Raw genomic sequence first — 17,857 nt, 5'->3', positions numbered from 1 at the left:
GGTCCGGCGCCCGCCGTCGGGCGGCGGCGGTCGCCGGCGCGGTCGTCACGCCGCCCGCGGCGTGGCGTCGGCCTGCCCGGCGCTCTCGTGCGCGCGGACGGCCTCCCAGGCGTGCCGCTCGAGCGGGCGGTCGCGGCGGGGGTCGAAGCTCTCCACCGCGCGGACCAGCTCCGCGCACGCCCGGGCGCCGCGGGCGCACCGCTCGCCCGGCGCGAGGGACGCCGCCTCCGCCTCGAGCGCCTGCCGCACCAGGGGCAGCAGCGCGAAGACGACCTCGTCCCGGCGCCGGTCCGAGCGTCGCCGGGCGTAGGCCCGCCAGCGGACCGCGACGGCGGTCGAGACGGCGAGCGGTGGGCTGACGGCGGACACGGACGAACCTCCGGGGATCGGGTGCGGGACGACGGCGCCGCCCGCGTGGCCCCCCAGTTCTCCTCGTCCGCCCGCGACGGGGGAACGGGGGCTGGACGGATGCCCTGTCCACAGTGCGCCGCCGTCCCGGACGTGGCGCGCCGGCACCCGGCGGACGTGCGGTCGTAGCCGGCTGTTCGACCCCCCGGGCTCAGGCGGCCGGCGCGGCGCCCAGGTGCACCTCGCCGGCGTCGAGGTGCTGCACGCCGCCCTCCGCCGCACGCACGCGCAGGCGGCCCTGCGCGTCGACCCCGTCGGCGGTGCCCCGCCCGAGCGGCGTGCCGTCGGCGGCCGTCCAGCGGACGTCTCGGCCGCGCAGCACGTCGCGCGCCGACCACGCCTCCAGCAGGGGGGCCGGCTGCAGCGCGAGCGCCCCGCGCAGCTGCTCGAGCAGGACGGCGAGGACGGCCTCGAGCTCGTCGGCGCGGCGCCCCATCGTGGCGGCGCGGGCGGCGACGTCGTCCGGCACGTCCGCCAGGTCGAGCGCCACGTTCAGCCCGATGCCGGCGACGGCCCAGCCCGCGGCCGGGCGCCCCTCGCAGAGGATGCCGGCGACCTTCCGCGGCGCGTCGTCGTCGCCGGCGAGCACGACGTCGTTGGGCCACTTGATCCGGGCGTGGTCGCCGACGGTCGCCGCGACCGCGACCGCGACGGCCAGCGGCAGCAGCTCGGGGTGCGGCAGCCCGCGCAGCACCACGCTGGCCGTCAGCGTCTGCCCGGCGGGCGCGACCCACGCCCGGCCCTGCCGCCCCCGGCCGGCGGTCTGGCGGTCCGCGGTGACCAGCGTGCCGTGCGGCGCGCCGTCGACCGCCAGGCGCCGGGCCTCGTCGTTCGTCGAGCCGACCTCCTGCAGGTGGTGCCGCGGGACGCCGAGCGGGGCGACGGTCACGCGCGGCGGATGCGCACGCGCGCGTCGGGGACCAGCTCGAGGACGTCCTGCGCCGACCCGCGGTTGACCGCGAGGGCCATCGCGCGGTTGGCGTCCTGGTACAGGATCACGCTGCCCGGCGCCACGTCCGCGAAGGTCGTGGCGTAGACGCCCGGCACGCCGTTGACCTCGACCCGGTCGCCCAGGCGCAGGCCGACGCCGGCGGTCAGCTCCTCGTGCTCCAGGTCGAGCATGACGTTGCCGAAGCGGTCGAACGCCAGCACGTGGGCGACGAGCTCGTCGCCGTCGAGCTCGGCCATCGGCATCGGCAGCGGCTCGACCGCGTCGGGGTCCAGGGGCTCCCCGACGTCGTGCAGCTCGAGCCCCGCCGCGAGCCGGCCGGCGATCGGGGCGAAGATGTCGCGCCCGTGGAACGTCTTCGACACCGGCTCCAGGCGGTACGCCGACCGCGACACGTCCGCCGCCTCGACGACGCCGCCGAAGCGCTGGGCGGCCAGCCAGAGCAGCCCGTTGTCGGGCCCGACGAGCATCCGGTCGTCCTCGGCCACCCGGATCGCGATGGCGCGGCGGCTGCCGCCGACCTCGGGGTCGACGACCGCCAGGTGCACCCCCGGGGCCGTGTACGGCAGCGTGCGCTGCAGCGTGATCGCCCCGCGCCGGACGTCGAACGACGGGACGCCGTGCGTCAGGTCCACGATGGACGCGCGCGGCGCGATCCGCAGGATGACGGCGTGGCAGACCCCGACGAACTCGTCGTGCAGGCCGTAGTCGGAGAGGAAGGTGACGTTCGGGCGCTCGATGGCTCGATCCTAGTCCGCCGACGCGTGCCGTCCGGGGTGTATGGCGTTCCGCGCGGGAGGCTGGCGCGGCGGCGCTCGGCGGACGTGCGGGCCGGCGCCCGGACCGGCGTGCTGCGCCCGCCGACCGGGTGCGTGCCCGCACGCGCGCACCGGCCGGACGCCGCGCCGATCCGTCGCTCACACCCAGAGCGTCGCGACCGCGAGCACGGCCGCGAGGCAGCCGAGGCCGAGCAGCGCGCCCGCGACGGCCGCCGCCCAGCCCGGCGGCCGACGGAGCAGGCCCGCCGTCCGCGCCGCGAGCAGCGCCGTGCCCGCCGGGCCCGCGATCGCGGCCGTCACCACGGCGTGCTCGATCCGCGACGCGTTCCCGCGCTCGTCGACCGGGGCGGCGGCGAGGATCGCGTCGAACGTCACCGCCGTGTGGATCGCCCACCCGGCGACCAGCGCCAGCAGTCCGACGCCGAGCCACGCGGCGGGGCGTCCGGCCCGGCGGACGACGGCCTCGGTCGGCGACGGGGCGGCACGGGACACCCGACCAGGGTCGCACGGCGCGCGGACCCCGATGCGCCGTGGCGCGGGTTCCCGCGACGGCGTCCCGGGGGCGGCGCGACCCGCGGCATGCACAACCACACAGGCGTAGAGTTCGGCGCATGGCCCTGCCGCGCCCCCTGCCCGAGCCGCTCGTCGAGCTGATCGCCCAGCGCTTCCGCGTGATCGGCGACCCGACACGGATCCGGCTGCTCGACCGCCTGCGCGAGTCGCCCGCGACCGTGGGCGAGCTGACGGTCGCCATCGGCGCGACGCAGCAGAACGCCTCGAAGCACCTGGGCGTCCTCCACCGGGCGGGGATCGTCTCGCGGACGAAGGAGGGCACCGCCGTGCGGTACGCGATCGCGGACGACACGGTCTTCGCCCTCTGCGAGCTCGTGTGCGGCGGCCTGCGGGGCCAGGTGGACGAGCTCGACGCGTTGCTGAGCGGCGCGGGCAGCGCCGCGCCGTAGGGCGACCGGCCGGGAGCCGACCGTTGCACAACTTCACAGTGGTAGAGTTGTGGCATGGTTGCTCCTCCACCCCTGCTCCGCCCCACCGACGAGCCCGGCCGGAGCGGCGCGATGACCGCCCCGGGACCGCTGGGGCGGCTCGGCCGCTGGGCCGCCGCGCACGCCGGGATCGTCGCCGTCGCCTGGGTCGTGGTGGCCGTCGGCCTGGGCCTCTTCGCGCCGCGCGTCGAGCACACGCTGTCCGGGGCCGGGTGGGAGGCGAGCGGCTCGGAGTCCGTCCACGTCCGCACGGCGCTGGACCGGGAGTTCGGCGGCGCGTCGTCGAGCGCCCTCGCCGTCGTGCTCCACGGCGGCGGGCACCGGATCGGCGACCCGGCGATGGACCGCGCGGTCGCCGCCACCGTCCGCACCCTCGACGCCGATCCGCGCGTCGGCCGGGTGCTGACGCCGCGGCCCGGCGCGACGATCTCGCGCGACGGGCGCACCGTCGTCGTCCAGGCGACCGCGGCCGCGGACAGCAACGAGATGGTCCGCGCCGCGGACGACCTGAAGGACCGGCTGCCGCAGGGGGACGGGGTCCGCGCGTCGCTGACCGGCGCGAGCGGCATGTGGTCGGACTTCAACGCCGCCAACCGCGATGCGATGCTGAAGAGCGAGCTGCTGTCGTGGCCCGTGACGCTCGCCGTGCTGGTCGTCGCCTTCGGGTCGCTCGTCGCGGCGGGGCTGCCGCTCCTGCTCACCATCGTCGGGCTCGTCGCCTCGGCCGGCACGCTCTACCTGGCGACGCTGCTCCTCGACGTGTCGGTCTGGGCGATGAACTTCGCGCTCATGTTCGCGCTGGCGCTGGGCATCGACTACGCGCTCTTCGTCGTGATGCGCTTCCGCGGCGCGCTCGAGCGGTCCGGCGGCGACCCCGTCGCGGCGACGGCCGAGACGATGGACACCGCGGGCAAGGCGGTGCTCTTCTCCGGGATCACGGTCCTCGTCTCGCTGTCGGCGGTGATGCTCGTCCCGTCCCCCGCCTTCCGGTCGATGGCGCTCGGCGTCATGATCGCCGTCGTCTTCGTGCTGCTGGCGACGCTCACGCTGCTGCCCGCCGTGCTCGGGGCGCTCGGCGCGCGCGTCGACCGCGGGGCGCTCCCGTGGGCGCGCACGGGCCGGCACCGCTCCCCGCGGTTCGCGGCCTGGGCGGCCCGCCTGTGGCGGCACCCCGTGCGCTTCGGCGCGCCCGCCCTGCTCGCCCTGGTGCTGCTCGCGGTGCCGCTGCTCGGGCTGCGCACCGGCATGCCGTCGATCGCGGTGGTGCCCACGGACGACGGCTCCCGCGTCGGGTACGCGCAGCTGCAGGCGGCGTTCGGGCCGGGCGCGACGGGGCCGCTGCAGGTCGTGGCGCCCCGGAGCGAGGCCGCAGCGGCCGCCGCCGTGCTGCGCGCCGACCGCGCGGTGGCCGCGGTCGCGCCGGCGGTCGCCGGCTCCGGCGGGTCCGTGCTGCTGCAGACCACCCTGCGCCACGATCCGTCCTCCCGCGCGGCCGGCGCAGCCGTCGATCGCCTGCGCGGCGCCCTGCCCGCCGGGGCGACCGTCGGCGGAGCGGTCGCCGAGAACCACGACCTGGAGGCCACCCTCGCCGCGAAGACCCCGCTCGTGATCGGCGTCGTGCTGGCCCTCGGCTTCCTGCTGCTGCTCGTCGCGCTGCGGGCGCCGCTCGTCGCGCTGCTGGGGACGGTCACCAACCTGCTGGCCGTCGCCGCCGCGTTCGGCGTCGCGCGCCTGGTGTTCCAGGACGGGCACGGCTCCGGGCTGCTCGGCTTCGCGCCGCAGGGCTTCCTCGACGCCTGGGCGCCCGTGTTCTTCTTCGCGATGGTGTTCGCGATCTCGATGGACTACACCGTCTTCCTGCTGTCGTCCGCCAAGGAGCACTGGGAGCGCTCGGGCGACGCCCGCGAGGCCGCGGTCGGCGGGCTGGCGCACTCCGGCCGGGTCGTCTTCGCCGCCGCGGCGGTGATGGTGGCGGTGTTCTTCACCTTCGCGCTGTCGGGCCCGCTGCCGCCGAAGGAGATGGGCGTCGTGCTCGGCGTCGCCGTCCTGCTGGACGCGTTCCTCGTGCGCCTGCTGCTGCTCCCGGTGCTGCTGCGCCTGACCGGGCGGTGGGCGTGGTGGCTGCCCCGCCCGCTCGACCGCCTGCTGCCCCGCGTGCGCTTCGGCCACTGACCCGCCCCGAACGACGGAGACCCCATGACCGCCATCCCCGACCCCTACCGCCGCGCCGCCGCGCCGACGGGACACGACCCGCAGCGCGTGCCGCACGTGCTGGCGTCCGGCCTCGTGGCCCTGGACCCCTGGTGGGGCACGATCCAGCCGCAGACGCTGCACCCCGACCTGCCGACCGTCGGCGAGCTCGAGGTGATCGCGCACCTGCGGGCCGGCGGTGCGGCCGTCGACACCCGGCGCCCCGAGTACGTCGCCGCCTCGGGCACCCTCCCCGGGGCGCGCGTCGTCCCGTGGGAGGAGATCGCGGCGCGCGCCGACGAGATCGACCCCGGCGCGGTCACCGTCCTCTTCTGCAACGGCCCGCAGTGCGCGGCGACGCCGCGGGCCGTCCGGGCGCTGCTCGACGCCGGGCGCGATCCCCGCTCGCTCGCGTACTACCGCGGGGGACTGCTCGACTGGATGGCGCTCGGGCTGCCGACGGCGGCGGCGGACTGACAGCGGCGGGGCCGGACTGACGGCGGCGAGGACGGACCCGCCGCTCCGTCACCGTGCTCCGGGGCCCGTGGCGCGCACCTCGGCGATCCGACCCTGCTCGTCGAACGCGAAGCGCCACGACGTCCCCTCGGCCGGGTCCGGCGTCCCGTCCTCCGCCGCCGGAAGGCCCTCGGCCCGCGCCACCAGCGCACGGTCGGACGCGGACGGCTCCTCGAACGCGATCCCGGTCGGCCCCGCGGCCATCCAGCCCTCGAGCAGCATCGCGTGGTCGACGTCGAGGTCGGAGATCAGGCTCGTGAGGATCAGCGGCAGGCGCTCGTACGGGATGCGGGCCGCCGCCAGCTCCGGGTGTCGGACGAGCATCACGACGGTCCCGCCGTTGCCGTTCGGGCCGATGTAGAACGCATCCGCGTCGGCGTTCCACGCCCCGAAGACCGCGGCGTCGAGCGGCCCCACCGCGGTCGTCAGGTCGTCGCCCAACGGGGTCGGCTCCGGGAACTGCGCGACCTCGTCCCGGAGCGCGCGCGCCGCGTAGGTCACGTCCTCCGGCAGCGAGGGGTTCGCCCACGCCCACAGCCAGCTCTCGTCGGCGTCGGCCAGGGTGCCGAGGATCTGCGCCTGGAGCACGCCGACGCCGTCGAACTCGAGCTCGCCGCGCTCGACGTCGCACTCCCACCGCCGAGAGGGGTCCCGGGCGGGGTGCTCGAGCACCTCGTCCACGAAGCGCGCCTGGTTCAGCATGGCCGGGAGCGCGCTCTGCGAGACGAGGATCCGCCACATCGCCGCGGCGTCGAGGCCGCTGTCCTCGAGCTCCTCGGGCGTCGGCTCGGGGTCCTGGGGGTTCCACACGCCCCGAGCCTCGCAGCCGCGCGCCCGTCACGCCAGCGCCGTCGCCGATCGGCGGGGCGATCGGGCGCGCGTCACGCGCGGCGCGGCCGCGCCGCCGCGCCCGCCCGCCGGCTCAGCGCGACGTAGGCCACCGCCGCCAGCGCCATGAGCGCGAAGGTGAACGCCAGCATCGTCGCGGCCACCGCGTAGGCCGTCGGGGCCGTGCCGTAGTGGACGGTGCCGAACAGGTAGACCGGCAGCGTCGAGACCTGCGGCGTGGTGAGGAACTGCGACAGGACGACGTTGTCGAAGGAGTAGGTGAACGCCAGCACGGCGCTGGCGACGAGCGCGGGGCGCAGCTGGGGCACCAGGACGTCGCGCACGACCTGCCAGCCCGCCGCACCCAGGTCGCGGGCCGACTCCTCGATGCTGCGGTCGAGCGCCAGGACGCGCGAACGGACGACGAGCGCGACCACCGCGATCGTCGACGGGGTGTGCGCCGCGACGAGCGTCAGGGTGCCCAGCGTGGCCTGCAGCTTGGTGTAGAAGAGCAGCAGCGAGACGCCGAGCACCACCTCGGGCACCACGAGGAGCAGGTACACGAGCGCCTGCAGCAGCCGCCGCACGCCCGCCCGCGGGTGCCGCGCCATCGCGATCCCCGTGGCGGCCCCGAGCCCGACCGCCACGACGGTCACCAGCGCGGCGACGCGCAGGCTGGTGCCGACGGCCGAGCGGATGGTCTCGTCCTCCCACGCGTCGGCGAACCAGTGCGTCGTGAACCCCGTGAAGTCGCCGCTCTGCTTGCCGGCCACGCCCCGGTTGAACGCGTAGACGACCGCGATCACGACGGGCGCGAAGAGGAAGACGAGCGCGAGCGCCGTCACCAGCCCCAGCGCCGCGTCGGGCGCCCGGCGGCGCAGGCGCCTCACGGCCCGACCTCGTCGAAGCTGCGCGTCACCCGCGCGAGGACCGCGACCGCGGCCGCCAGGACGACGAGCACCAGGACGGCCATCGCCGACCCGAGCGCGTAGTTCTGCGCCTGCAGGTACTGGCGGCTGATCAGCCCGCCCATGAGCATCCCCTTCCCGCCGCCGAGCAGGTCGGGGACGATGACCTCGCCCGCCATCGGCACGTAGACGAGCAGGACGCCCGTGGCGACGCCGGGGCGGGCCAGCGGCAGGGTGACGTGCAGGAACGTCCGCAGCCGCCCGGCGCCCAGGTCCGCGCTGGCCTCGAGCGTCGCGGCGGGGATCCGCAGGAACGCGACGTACAGCGGCACCACCATCAACGGCAGGAAGCCGTAGACCATGCCGACGAAGACGGCCGTCTGCGTGTAGAGCACGTCGAGGCGGCCCTCGTGCAGCCCGAGCCCGTTCAGCAGCCACTCGACCTGGCCGCCGGGCGCCAGCAGGATCTTCCACGAGAGGATCCGCAGCAGGAAGCTCGTCAGGTACGGGACCAGGACGAGCAGCAGCAGGGGCGTGCGCCAGCGCCCCGCCTTGCGCGCCAGGACGTACGCCACGGGCACCGCGACGAGCAGGCACAGCAGCGTGCCGAGCGCCGCGAACCGCAGCGAGCGCAGGAACACGTCGAGGTAGAAGCCCGACAGCGCGATGCGGAAGTTGTCGAGCGTGAGGCCCAGCTCGACCGCGCCGAAGACGGAGCGGCCGAAGGCGTAGACGACGGTGAAGCCGAGCGGGACGACGAACAGCGCCGCCAGCCAGACGAGCGGCACCGCCGCGGCGAGGTCGACGCCCCACCGCGGCCCTGGCGTGTCGCGGTGCCGCCGCACGGCTCAGGCCGCGGCGGCCTGCAGCTCGCTCTGCAGGTCCGAGTACAGCTGCGCGGTCTTCGGGTTCACGACGTACGTCTCGAGCGCGTCCAGGTCGGCGTCCTTGCCGCCGAAGATCAGGTCGCGCTCCTTCGTGCTCCGCGGCAGGCGCTGCTCCAGGCCCTTCAGCGCGGCGGGGTAGCCGATGAACTCGGTGTCGGTGACCTGGCGCTTCGGCTGCAGCAGGAAGTTCAGGAACGAGTACGCCTGGGCCTGGTTCGGCGCCCCGGCCGGGATGGCGTAGCAGTCGACCCACAGCTCGCTGCGGGGCCCGGGGATGACGAACTCCAGCTTCGGGTTCTGCAGGATCGCGTTGCGCGCCTGCGACTGGTTGCAGGTGGAGAGGACGATCGTGCCCTTCGCCACGGCGTCCGCGTCGAAGGCGTCGAACGTCTTCACGTGGCGGACGAAGCCCTTCATCGTGTCGCCGGCGCGGCGGATCTCGGCCTCGTCCGTGGTGTTCACCCGGCCGCCGCCCGCCCACAGGGCGACGCCGACCGTCTGGTAGCCCGAGCTGCCCAGGCGCACCTTGCCGCTGACGCCCGGCTTGGCGCCCGCGTCGAGCACGTCCTGCCACGTGGCGATCCGGCCGCCGACCGCGGCGGGGTCGTAGACGACGCCCAGGACGCCCCAGTCCTTCGGCACGGAGTACGCGTTGCCCGGGTCGTACTCCTTGTCCAGGAGCGACGGGTCGAGCGTGTCCAGGGGCAGGCGCGCGTGGTCGAGCTTCTCGAGCTTGCCGCGCCCCGCGAGCTGCTGGACGTAGCCCGAGCTGGGGATGACGAGGTCGTAGCCCGAGCCGCCGGCGGCGTTGAGCTTGGCGAAGAGCGTGTCGTTGTCGGCGTAGGTCGTGACGTTCAGCTTCGTGCCCGTCGCCTTGCGGTAGGCCGCCAGGTTCTCCTTCGCGAAGTAGTCCGGCCACGAGTAGACGTTCAGCTCGCCGCCCTTCACCAGGCCGGTGCCGCCCGAGGCCGCCGCGCCCCCCGTGCGGGTGCTCGTGGCGCCGCCGTCGTCGCCCCCGCAGGCGGCCAGGAACGCCGCGGCCCCCGCGACGCCGGTGGCCGCGAGGAAGCTGCGGCGGGTGCCGTCGAAGGACGGCCGGGATGGACGCGTGCTGGTCATGCTGCTGCTCCGGGATCGGGATCGGTGGAGATGGGGGCCGGGAAGACGAGCGTGCGCTCGGCGGGCCACGACAGCCACGCCTCGGCGCCCGGGCCGGGCGCGGCGCCGTCGCGGTCGACGCGCGCGGTCAGCCGCAGGCCGCCGGGCGTGACGGCGACGACCTTGAGCTGCGCGCCGACGAGGACCGTCTCCTCGACGCGGGCGCGCACGCGGTTGGGCTCGGGCGGCTCGCCCGCGTCGGCGGCCCGCACGCGCACGTGCTCGGGGCGGACGACGACGACCGCCCGGCTGCCGGCCGCGCCGAGGGCGGAGGGATCGGCCACGCGCAGGCGCGCGACGTCCGTCTGGACGATCCCGGGCGCGTCGGCCGCCACGGTCCCGGGGATCTGCGTGCTCGAGCCGACGAAGTCCGCCGTCCACAGGCTCGCCGGCGCGTCGTAGACGTCGCCGGGGGCGCCGAGCTGCTCGATCCGCCCGCCGCGCATGACGACGAGGCGGTCGGCCATGCCGAGCGCCTCCTCCTGGTCGTGCGTGACGTAGACGAACGTGGCGCCGACCTCGCGGTGGATGCGCCGCAGCTCGACCTGCATGTCCTCGCGGAGCTTGCGGTCCAGGGCGCCGAGCGGCTCGTCGAGGAGCAGGACGCTGGGGCGGCCCGCCAGCGCGCGGGCGAGCGCGACGCGCTGCTGCATGCCGCCGGACAGCTGGCCGGGGCGGCGATCGTCGACGCCGGCGAGCTGGACGAGGGCGAGCGCCTCGCGGGCCCGCGCCCGCCGCTCGGCCTTCCGCACGCCGCGCATCCGCAGCGCGTACGCGACGTTGTCGACGACGCTCAGGTGCGGGAACAGCCCGTAGCTCTGGAAGACCGTGTGCACGTCCCGCCGCGACGCCGGCACGTCGGTGACGTCGCGGCCCGCGATGTGGACCGTGCCTGCGTCGGGGTGCTCGAAGCCGCCGATCAGGCGCATCGTCGTCGTCTTGCCGCTGCCGCTGGGGCCCAGCACGGCGACGAACTCGCCGGCCGCCACGGCCAGCGAGACGTCGTCCACCGCCGCGACGCCGCGGTAGCGGCGCGTGACCGCGCGCAGCTCGACCGCGCCGCCGGTCATGGCGCGGTCCGCGACCGCTGGACTCGTGATCCCCGCATCACCAGCAATATACGACGAACCCGATCCGAAAACGACCATTGCCGGGCGCGCGGCTCGGCTGGCCGCCCTCAGCCGGCCAGCGCGGCCAGGGCGGCGGCCGTGCCCGCGCCGGGGTCGACGTCCGCGCCCAGGTCGCGCAGCGCGCCGCCGAGCGCCGCGACCCCCGCGAGCACCGTCGCCGGGGCGGCGGCCGGGCCCATGTGGTCGATGCGCACCATGACGTCGCGCAGCGCGCCGCCGCCGGGGGTGAGCGCCACCCCGTAGGCCTCGCGGGCGCGGTCGACGAGCGCCGCGCGGTCCACGCCGTCGGGCAGCCGGACGGCCGTCGTCAGGCGAGAGGCCTGGGCGTCCTCGGCCACCCACAGCGGGGCGCCGAGCCCGGCGACGCCCGCGCGGCAGGCGCGCGAGACCCGCTCGTGGCGCGCGACCACCGCGTCCATCCCCTCCTCGAGCAGCCGGGCGCACGCGGCCTCCAGCCCGTACATCTCGAGCGGCGACGGGGTGCCCGGGATCGCCGTCCGGTCGGCGTCGATCCAGCGCTCCTTCCAGTCCAGCAGCGACAGGATCGACCCGCGCCAGGGGGCCGGCGCCGCGGCGAGCGCCTCCCACGCGCGCGGGCTCACGGTCAGCGCGGACACGCCGGCCGGGCCGCCGAGCGCCTTCTGCGGTCCGACCATCACGACGTCCAGGCCCAGCTCGTCGATCGGCAGCGGGTGGCCGCCGATCGCCGCGACGGAGTCCACGACCGTCAGGACGTCGTGCTCGCGCGCGACCGCCGCGATCTCCGCGAGCGGGTTGGCCGTGCCCGTCGACACCTCGGCGTGGACGAACGACAGCACCGTGATCTCGGGGCGCGCCCGCAGGACCGCGGCGATCTCGTCCGCGGCGACCGCGCGCTCGAGCGGGATCTCCAGGTCGACGACCTCGGCGCCGCCCGCGGCGAGCCACTCGCCGAAGTGCGCGCCGTACGGCCCGGTGATGACGTTCAGGCACGTCGTCCCGGCGACGCCCAGGCCGCGGGCGGCCGCCTCGAGGGCCAGGATCGCCTCGGCCTGCAGCACCACGACGTCGCGCTCGGTGCCCAGGACGCGGGCGACGTCGCGCTCGATGGACGCGAAGCGCTCCGCGGTCAGGGGCGGCGGGTCGAGCAGGGCCGAGACGAGGCGCGTCATGGGCCGATCTTGGCAGCCCCGGGCGGGAACGCCGCTCGCCGTACGCCGTACGACGGTCCGCCGTCGGGATTCCGGGCCCGGATTCCCGGGTATGCAGCGCGCCATGGTCCGTCGCGACGCGCAGCGCAACCGCTCCCGCATCGTCGCGGCGGCGCGGGCGGTGCTCGGGCGCGACGGGGCGGACGCGCCGCTGGACCGCGTCGTGCGCGCGGCCGAGGTCGGCAGCACGACGTTCTACCGGCACTTCCCCACCCGCGCGGTGCTGCTCGAGGCGGTGCTGGACGAGCTGGCCGCCGAGCTCGGGGACGACGCCGCCCGCGCCCCGGACGACCCGTGGGCCGCGTTCGTGGCGGCCTTCTGCCGGGCCGACGCCCTGTCGCACGCCGACGCGGCGCTGCTCGATCGCCTGGTGCGCAGCGACGACGCGCTGGCCGCCCGCTGGCGCACGGACGCCGCCGAGGCGCTCGCCGCGCCGCTGCGCCGGGCGCAGGACGCCGGCGTCGTGCGCCCCGACGTCACCGCGGACGCCGTGGCCGAGCTGGCCCGGGGGCTGCACGCCGCCCCGGCGGGCGAGCGCGACGTCCTCCGGGACGTCGCGCTGCGCGGGCTCGCCGGGCCGCCGCGGCAGGCGGCGCCCTGCGGCGAGCCGGACGGCGGCGACGATCCGTCGCCGCCGTCCGGGGACTAGCGGCCGGCGCGGCAGGCGCGCCGCAGCGCCGCGGTGCGGTCCACCGTGCGGCCGGCGTACCCGCCGAACCGCACGTCGGCCCGCGGCGCCCGGCCGGTGCACACGTCCTGCGTGGCCTGCAGGATGCCGTGCTTGCCGCCGTTGATCGTCATCGCGAACGTGCGGATCGGCGCGTCCGGGATCGCCGGCAGCGTCGTGACGAGGCGACCGTCGCGCACGTCGGTCGTGGCCCGCAGCTTGACCGTCACCTCGCCGCGGAGCGGGATGTAGAGGTTCGGCAGCGTCTTGACCTGGCGGCCGTCCGCGGTGGTGCGCAGCCCCTCGACGAAGTAGACCGGCCCCTTCAGCGGCCGCTCCAGGATCGTCGTGTCCGCCGACGCGTAGCCCACGATCGAGGCCTTCGGGCACCGGTCGGCCTTCGCCTCCTCCGGCTTGCACAGCCCCTTCGCGTTCTTCGCCGACAGCGCCAGCGCCTTCGGCAGCGTCACGCGGGTCGAGCGGATGCCCGCCTCGCTCTCGGACTGCTTGACCTTGACCGTCAGGCGCTGCGCGTCGAGCTTGCGCGTGGCCCTGCGGTTGTCCAGCCGCAGCGACACGCGCGGGCCGAACGCCAGCCGGTCGCAGCCCGTGAACGCCAGGTCGGCGACCGGGCCGGCCTGCGCGCCCTCGGCCGACGTCAGGCCGGCGTGGATCCGCGCCGGGGCGCAGGACGTCGGGTTGCGGACGAAGTTCGTCCGGTCGATCGTCAGCGCCAGGTCGCGCAGGCGCAGCTGCACGCCGCCGACGACCTGCGGCAGCGGGTCGCTGGCGACCGTCACCTGTGCCGTGTCGGGATCGATGTGCAGCGCCTGGCGCACCACGACGGTGCCCAGGTCGTACGGCCCGGCGATCGCCCGGACCATCACGACCATGCCGTACGGCGCACCGCGGTAGCCGCCGGTGAAGTACACGTCACCCGACAGCGCGTAGGGGCGTGCACCGGGGCCGGCGTTGACGGTGACCGAGCCCAGGCGGCTCGTAGCGGGGCACGAGAGCGTGGCGATCTGCGCGTCCGTGCACTGCGGGACGCCCTTGACCTTCGCCGTCATCCCCGGCGGCAGCTTGACCGAGACGCCCGAGAGGAACTGCTGGCCGTCCGGCCGGCCGAACCCGACCTGCAGGGGCGCGTACCGCCCGGCGACGGCGTTGCCCGAGCGCGCGCCCAGGGTGGGCGCGAACGCGTGGCCCGTGCAGCCCTCGACGCGCGCGCCGGCCGCCACGGGCACGGCGGCGGCCCCCGACCAGGGCGACATCGTGCCGCGGGCCTCGGCGGTGCCGCAGGTCTGCGGGCTCGCGACGATCGCGCGGGCGCCGCCGTCGAAGTCCAGGCGCAGGCGCGAGAACGGCAGCTGCGGGTTGTCGTCGAAGACGGCGGTCAGCTGCCCGGTGTCCGGGTCGGCCTGCACGTCGCCCTTCAGGCGGATGGTCACGCCGCGTCCCTCGGCGACGAGGAACAGCCGGTACCGCTGCCCCGGCTTCGGCTCGCCCACGTAGATCGCGCCCTCGAGCGGGTCGTCGAGCACCGGCGAGGTGATCGTGGTCCGCCCGACCTTCGAGGCGGCGGGGCAGGCGACGGGTCGGATGGTGCCGGCCGCGAGCTGGTCGTCGGAGCAGACCTCCAGGCCGTTGGCCGCGGACGGGCTGATCGTCATGCCCGGGGGCAGCGTCAGCGCGACGCGCTTGACGTGCGCGGTCGCCAGGTCACCGGCGTCCTGCGACTGCGGCACGTCCAGGCGCACCGACAGCGGCGTCGGCGCGTCGGCCTGCAGCGCGCTCTCGCCGAAGCTGACCTTCGGCGCGAACGGCACCGCGTCGCAGCCGGAGGCGCCGACCGGCGTCGTGTACTCGGTCGCGGCGCGGTCGCCGTCGTAGGACTCCGTGCGCAGGTACGTGGTCTGCTTGCCGGCGCACGACGTCGGGTTCGACAGGAAGGCCGTCGTCCGGTCGTCGACCGCGACGCCGCCGGGGTAGCCGTCGGGATCCAGGATGAACTCGGTGGTGCCGGGCAGCTTGAGTCCCGCGGCCCGACGGTCGGCGTCGTGCGACGGATCGCCCGGGACGCCCCAGAAGACGAGCTTGGACCAGATGACGGCCGGGTCCTTCGGCAGGTCGCTGATCCGGAAGAAGAGGCCCGAGTCCGACGGCCGCACCCCGCCGACCACGTCGACGCGGTCGAGGTTGCCGTCGAGGACGAACGACAGCGGCGCCATGCGCGGGTTGAACGCGAACCGGCCGACCTGATCGCGGCCGCGCTCCATGTTGTAGAGCGGCAGCTTCACGGTCAGCGTCGTCCGGACGAACCCGGAGATGGTGCCCTTGACGCGCAGGTACTGCACGCCGATCTGGGACGCGGGCGGGCACCAGCCCTCGGGGCCGGTCCTCGGGAAGCCGGCCGTCTGCTCCTCGTTGAGGACCAGGTCCATGTTGGACAGCTGCTGGTTCGTGCAGGTCGGGAACGCCGTCGGGTTCGGCGTCAGGCCGGCCGGCACGTCGACCTCGATGTCCTTCGTGTTGCCCTTCGGCTCGCCGTCCTCGTCGGCCATGTCCGCCGGCGGCGGGTCGGTGGCGAACGTGAACTCGGTGACGCCGAACGTCGGCCGGCCGCCGGCGGCGGTGAAGTACTTCGACGCGTCGTTGCGGTCGGCGTCCTCGTCGGTGACGACGCCGGCGACGAAGTCGGTGATGCCGTAGCCCTCCGCGGCGTGCGCGGGCGCCGGCGCGGCGCCGGACGCGCCCGCGGCCCCGGCGGCGAGGGTCAGCAGGACGGCCGCGACGGCGAGCGGATGTCGGCGCTGCGCGCCGGATGGCGTTGATCGGGGGACGGTGAACGGCACTACGAGACCTCCAGTAGGAAAACGCGGGCAGCCTACGGGCTCAGCGCACAGGCGTCCACCCGAAATGGGGCGGAGCGGCCCGTTTCTGCCCGAACGGTGGTTCGGCCGCCCGGATCGTCCGTGGTGGAGCGGGTTCGGCGACCGCCGAACACTCGTCCAGGCGGCGCGCGCCCCCGGGCGACGGGAAGGCGCCGCCCGGCCCCCTACGCTCTTCCGCGCCCCCACCGGACGACCGCCGTGCACCACCTCGACCTGCTCCTGCTCTTCCTCCTCGTCGCCGTCACGGCGCTGACCGTCCTGGCCCAGGCGCTGCGCGTGCCGTACCCGATCCTGCTCGTGCTCGGCGGGATCGCGCTCGGCTTCGTCCCCGGCGTACCGCACGTCGAGCTGGATCCCGACCTCGTGCTGCTGCTGTTCCTGCCGCCGCTGCTCTTCCACGAGGCGTTCTTCGCGTCCGTGCGCGAGCTGCGGGCGGACGCGCGCACGATCGCGCTGAGCGCCGTCGGGATCGTGCTGGCGACGATGGCCGGCGTCGCGGTGGTGCTCCACGCGGCGGTGCCCGACCTGCCCTGGGCCGTCGCGTTCGCGTTCGGGGCGGTCGTCTCGCCGACCGACCCCCTCGCCGCCATCGCGATCGCGCGCCGCCAGGGGCTGCCCCGCCGCCTGATCGCCGTGATCGAGGGCGAGTCGCTCGTCAACGACGGCACGGCCCTCGTGGCGTACGGCACCGCGGTGGGGGTGGCGGTCGGCGGCACCTTCAGCGCGCCCGAGGCGGTCGGCGGCTTCGCCCAGGACGTCGTGGGCGGCGTGGCCGTCGGCCTGGTGGCGGCCGTCGCGGTGGGCTGGGTGCTGCGGCGGATGGACGACCCCGTCCTGCACGTCACGGTGTCGCTCGGCGCGGGCTTCGTGGCGTACCTGCCCGCGGAGCAGCTCGGCGTCTCGGGCGTGCTGGCGGCAGTCGTCGTGGGCCTGGCCACCGGGCACCGCGTCGGCGAGCTGTCGAGCCCGGCGGCGCGGCTGCAGGGCGCCGCCTTCTGGGACGTCCTCGTCTTCCTGCTGAACGCGGTGCTGTTCGTCCTGGTGGGGCTGCAGCTGCCCGGGATCCTCGAGGACCAGGACCGCTCGGCCGGCACCCTGATCGGCCTCGGCCTGCTCGTCGCGGCGACGGTGATCGCCGTGCGGCTGCTGTGGGTGCACACCGCCCCCTACGTCGTGCGGGCGCTGGACCGGCGGCCGCAGCAGGTGGCGCGCCGCGTCGGCTGGCGCCCACGGACGCTGCTGGCCTGGGCCGGCCTGCGCGGCGCGGTGTCGCTCGCGGCGGCGCTCGCCCTGCCGGCGGGCTTCCCCGAGCGCGATCTGCTCGTCTTCCTGACGGTCTGCGTCATCCTGGCCACGCTCGTCGGCCAGGGCCTGACCTTCCCGGCGCTCATCCGGGTGCTCGGCGTCGAGGACGACCCCGGCCCCCTGCGCGAGGAGTACCTGGCCCGCAAGCTCGCGGCGCGGGCGGCCGTCGACCGGCTCGAGCAGCTGCGGGCCGAGCCGTGGACGCGCGCGGACACGATCGACCGCCTGCAGGGGCTGCACGAGTTCCGCTACCGCCGGGCGGCGCAGCGCGCGGGCTGGCTGGCGGTGGAGGACGGCGACGAGGACCTGCACGAGCGGTCCCTCGCGTACCAGCGGACGCTGCGCGACGTGCTCGACACCCAGCGCGCGGCGCTCGTCGCCCTGCGGGACGAGGGTCGGGTGTCCGACGAGGTGGTGCACGCCCTGGTGCGCGAGCTCGACCTGGAGGACCAGCGGCTCGAGATCTGACCGCGGGGCCGGGTCAGCCGCGACGCGCCGTCATCGCCACGAGATACCGGCACGGCCCCGGGCCTGCGGTGCGGAAGGCGTTCGCCGTCGGGCCACCGAACGCCAGGCAGTCGCCGGCCCGCAGCCGGTGCTCCCGCGACCCCTCCGTCACGTCCAGCGCCCCGTCGAGCACCCAGACCTGCTGATGCACGTACGTCGCGGCGTCCGCCGGGTAGCGGACGCCGGCGCCCGGCGGCAGCTCCACCTCGACGAGCTCGAGCGGCGTGCCGGGCGGCGACAGGGCCCGGCGGCGCAGGCCGCTGGCCGGGTCGGTCCAGCGCGGCTGGTCGGCCGCGCGGCGCAGCCGCTGGTCACCGCCCTCGACGCGCCCCAGCAGCTCGGAGAGCGTCAGCCCGAGCGCGGCGACCAGGCGGCCCAGCAGCACGGCCGTGGGCTGCGCCTCGCCCCGCTCGACCTTGGCGATCATCGCCCGCGAGACGCCGGAGCGCTCGGCGAGGGCGGCCACCGACAGCCCCTGCGCCGCCCGGGCGTCGCGCAGCTCCCCGGCAAGGGCGGCGGTCAGATCGTCCGACGTCATGT

General features: G+C 76.1%; 17 protein-coding genes. 5 read left to right on the top strand and 12 right to left on the bottom strand.

Going from position 1 to position 17,857, the window contains the following annotated elements:
* Nucleotides 1-45: 45 nt before the first annotated feature.
* From J3P29_RS02460 to J3P29_RS02445, 4 genes are all read right to left on the bottom strand, one after another.
* The gene (locus J3P29_RS02460; protein ID WP_210491439.1) at nucleotides 46-369 is read right to left on the bottom strand and encodes a hypothetical protein; all 324 of its coding nucleotides are present in this window, start codon (nucleotides 367-369) and stop codon (nucleotides 46-48) included.
* 190 nt (nucleotides 370-559) lie between these two features.
* Entirely contained in the window at nucleotides 560-1,297 is a 738-nt protein-coding gene (locus J3P29_RS02455) for a biotin--[acetyl-CoA-carboxylase] ligase (protein WP_210491438.1), read from the bottom strand.
* A complete protein-coding gene (locus J3P29_RS02450) occupies nucleotides 1,294-2,097 on the bottom strand; it encodes an SAM-dependent chlorinase/fluorinase (protein WP_210492972.1) in 804 nt (267 codons plus the stop codon). Before J3P29_RS02450 ends, J3P29_RS02455 begins: the two co-directional genes overlap by 4 nt.
* Before the next feature lie 177 nt (nucleotides 2,098-2,274).
* Nucleotides 2,275-2,628 carry a hypothetical protein gene (locus J3P29_RS02445; RefSeq protein WP_210491437.1) on the bottom strand — a complete coding sequence of 118 codons (354 nt, stop codon included), beginning with the start codon at nucleotides 2,626-2,628 and terminating at the stop codon, nucleotides 2,275-2,277.
* A gap of 119 nt (nucleotides 2,629-2,747) precedes the next feature.
* Here J3P29_RS02445 and J3P29_RS02440 point away from each other — a divergent pair, with 119 nt between their 5' ends.
* From J3P29_RS02440 to J3P29_RS02430, 3 genes are all read left to right on the top strand, one after another.
* Nucleotides 2,748-3,098: a metalloregulator ArsR/SmtB family transcription factor gene (locus J3P29_RS02440; protein WP_210491436.1), complete on the top strand. Its 351-nt coding sequence runs from the start codon at nucleotides 2,748-2,750 to the stop codon at nucleotides 3,096-3,098.
* 111 nt (nucleotides 3,099-3,209) lie between these two features.
* Nucleotides 3,210-5,309: an MMPL family transporter gene (locus J3P29_RS02435; protein WP_210492970.1), complete on the top strand. Its 2,100-nt coding sequence runs from the start codon at nucleotides 3,210-3,212 to the stop codon at nucleotides 5,307-5,309.
* A gap of 24 nt (nucleotides 5,310-5,333) precedes the next feature.
* Entirely contained in the window at nucleotides 5,334-5,804 is a 471-nt protein-coding gene (locus J3P29_RS02430) for a rhodanese-like domain-containing protein (protein ID WP_210491435.1), read from the top strand.
* A 48-nt stretch (nucleotides 5,805-5,852) separates the two neighbouring features.
* Here J3P29_RS02430 and J3P29_RS02425 read toward each other — a convergent pair whose 3' ends face one another.
* The 6 genes from J3P29_RS02425 to J3P29_RS02400 form a co-directional block, all read right to left on the bottom strand.
* A complete protein-coding gene (locus tag J3P29_RS02425; RefSeq protein ID WP_210491434.1) occupies nucleotides 5,853-6,653 on the bottom strand; it encodes a DUF6882 domain-containing protein in 801 nt (266 codons plus the stop codon).
* Between the two features lie 71 nt (nucleotides 6,654-6,724).
* Nucleotides 6,725-7,561, bottom strand: a complete 837-nt coding sequence (locus tag J3P29_RS02420; protein WP_210491433.1) for an ABC transporter permease subunit — start codon at nucleotides 7,559-7,561, stop codon at nucleotides 6,725-6,727.
* Nucleotides 7,558-8,424 carry an ABC transporter permease gene (locus J3P29_RS19600; RefSeq protein ID WP_210491431.1) on the bottom strand — a complete coding sequence of 289 codons (867 nt, stop codon included), beginning with the start codon at nucleotides 8,422-8,424 and terminating at the stop codon, nucleotides 7,558-7,560. Before J3P29_RS19600 ends, J3P29_RS02420 begins: the two co-directional genes overlap by 4 nt.
* A 3-nt stretch (nucleotides 8,425-8,427) precedes the next feature.
* Entirely contained in the window at nucleotides 8,428-9,585 is a 1,158-nt protein-coding gene (locus J3P29_RS02410) for a spermidine/putrescine ABC transporter substrate-binding protein (RefSeq protein ID WP_210491430.1), read from the bottom strand.
* Nucleotides 9,582-10,694 carry an ABC transporter ATP-binding protein gene (locus tag J3P29_RS02405; RefSeq protein WP_210491429.1) on the bottom strand — a complete coding sequence of 371 codons (1,113 nt, stop codon included), beginning with the start codon at nucleotides 10,692-10,694 and terminating at the stop codon, nucleotides 9,582-9,584. Before J3P29_RS02405 ends, J3P29_RS02410 begins: the two co-directional genes overlap by 4 nt.
* A 107-nt stretch (nucleotides 10,695-10,801) precedes the next feature.
* Nucleotides 10,802-11,905, bottom strand: coding sequence for an aminotransferase class V-fold PLP-dependent enzyme (locus tag J3P29_RS02400; RefSeq protein WP_210491428.1), 1,104 nt, complete (start codon nucleotides 11,903-11,905; stop codon nucleotides 10,802-10,804).
* Between the two features lie 103 nt (nucleotides 11,906-12,008).
* Here J3P29_RS02400 and J3P29_RS02395 point away from each other — a divergent pair, with 103 nt between their 5' ends.
* Nucleotides 12,009-12,593: a TetR/AcrR family transcriptional regulator gene (locus tag J3P29_RS02395; protein ID WP_210491427.1), complete on the top strand. Its 585-nt coding sequence runs from the start codon at nucleotides 12,009-12,011 to the stop codon at nucleotides 12,591-12,593.
* Here the strand turns inward: J3P29_RS02395 and J3P29_RS02390 are convergent.
* The gene (locus J3P29_RS02390; protein WP_210491426.1) at nucleotides 12,590-15,466 is read right to left on the bottom strand and encodes a hypothetical protein; all 2,877 of its coding nucleotides are present in this window, start codon (nucleotides 15,464-15,466) and stop codon (nucleotides 12,590-12,592) included. The genes J3P29_RS02395 and J3P29_RS02390 overlap by 4 nt on opposite strands.
* A 237-nt stretch (nucleotides 15,467-15,703) precedes the next feature.
* On the opposite strand from J3P29_RS02390, the gene J3P29_RS02385 reads away from it, so the two are divergent.
* Nucleotides 15,704-17,278: a Na+/H+ antiporter gene (locus tag J3P29_RS02385; protein WP_210491425.1), complete on the top strand. Its 1,575-nt coding sequence runs from the start codon at nucleotides 15,704-15,706 to the stop codon at nucleotides 17,276-17,278.
* A 13-nt stretch (nucleotides 17,279-17,291) separates the two neighbouring features.
* On the opposite strand, the gene J3P29_RS02380 is transcribed toward J3P29_RS02385, so the two are convergent.
* On the bottom strand, nucleotides 17,292-17,855 hold the full coding sequence (locus J3P29_RS02380; protein ID WP_210491424.1) for an XRE family transcriptional regulator: 564 nt from the start codon (nucleotides 17,853-17,855) through the stop codon (nucleotides 17,292-17,294).
* Nucleotides 17,856-17,857: the final 2 nt, after the last annotated feature.

This window comes from Patulibacter sp. SYSU D01012 (assembly GCF_017916475.1).
Taxonomy (GTDB): Bacteria; Actinomycetota; Thermoleophilia; order Solirubrobacterales; family Solirubrobacteraceae; genus Patulibacter.
This window is presented reverse-complemented; position numbering and strand designations above follow the sequence as displayed.

Bases quoted from the DNA above. Each gene is read 5' to 3' on its own strand.
- J3P29_RS02440 (WP_210491436.1), top strand. From the start codon at position 2,748: ATGGCCCTGCCGCGCCCCCTGCCCGAGCCGCTCGTCGAGCTGATCGCC.
- J3P29_RS02435 (WP_210492970.1), top strand. From the start codon at position 3,210: ATGACCGCCCCGGGACCGCTGGGGCGGCTCGGCCGCTGGGCCGCCGCG.
- J3P29_RS02430 (WP_210491435.1), top strand. From the start codon at position 5,334: ATGACCGCCATCCCCGACCCCTACCGCCGCGCCGCCGCGCCGACGGGA.
- J3P29_RS02410 (WP_210491430.1), bottom strand. From the start codon at position 9,585: ATGACCAGCACGCGTCCATCCCGGCCGTCCTTCGACGGCACCCGCCGC.
- J3P29_RS02405 (WP_210491429.1), bottom strand. From the start codon at position 10,694: ATGACCGGCGGCGCGGTCGAGCTGCGCGCGGTCACGCGCCGCTACCGC.
- J3P29_RS02400 (WP_210491428.1), bottom strand. From the start codon at position 11,905: ATGACGCGCCTCGTCTCGGCCCTGCTCGACCCGCCGCCCCTGACCGCG.
- J3P29_RS02395 (WP_210491427.1), top strand. From the start codon at position 12,009: ATGGTCCGTCGCGACGCGCAGCGCAACCGCTCCCGCATCGTCGCGGCG.
- J3P29_RS02380 (WP_210491424.1), bottom strand. From the start codon at position 17,855: ATGACGTCGGACGATCTGACCGCCGCCCTTGCCGGGGAGCTGCGCGAC.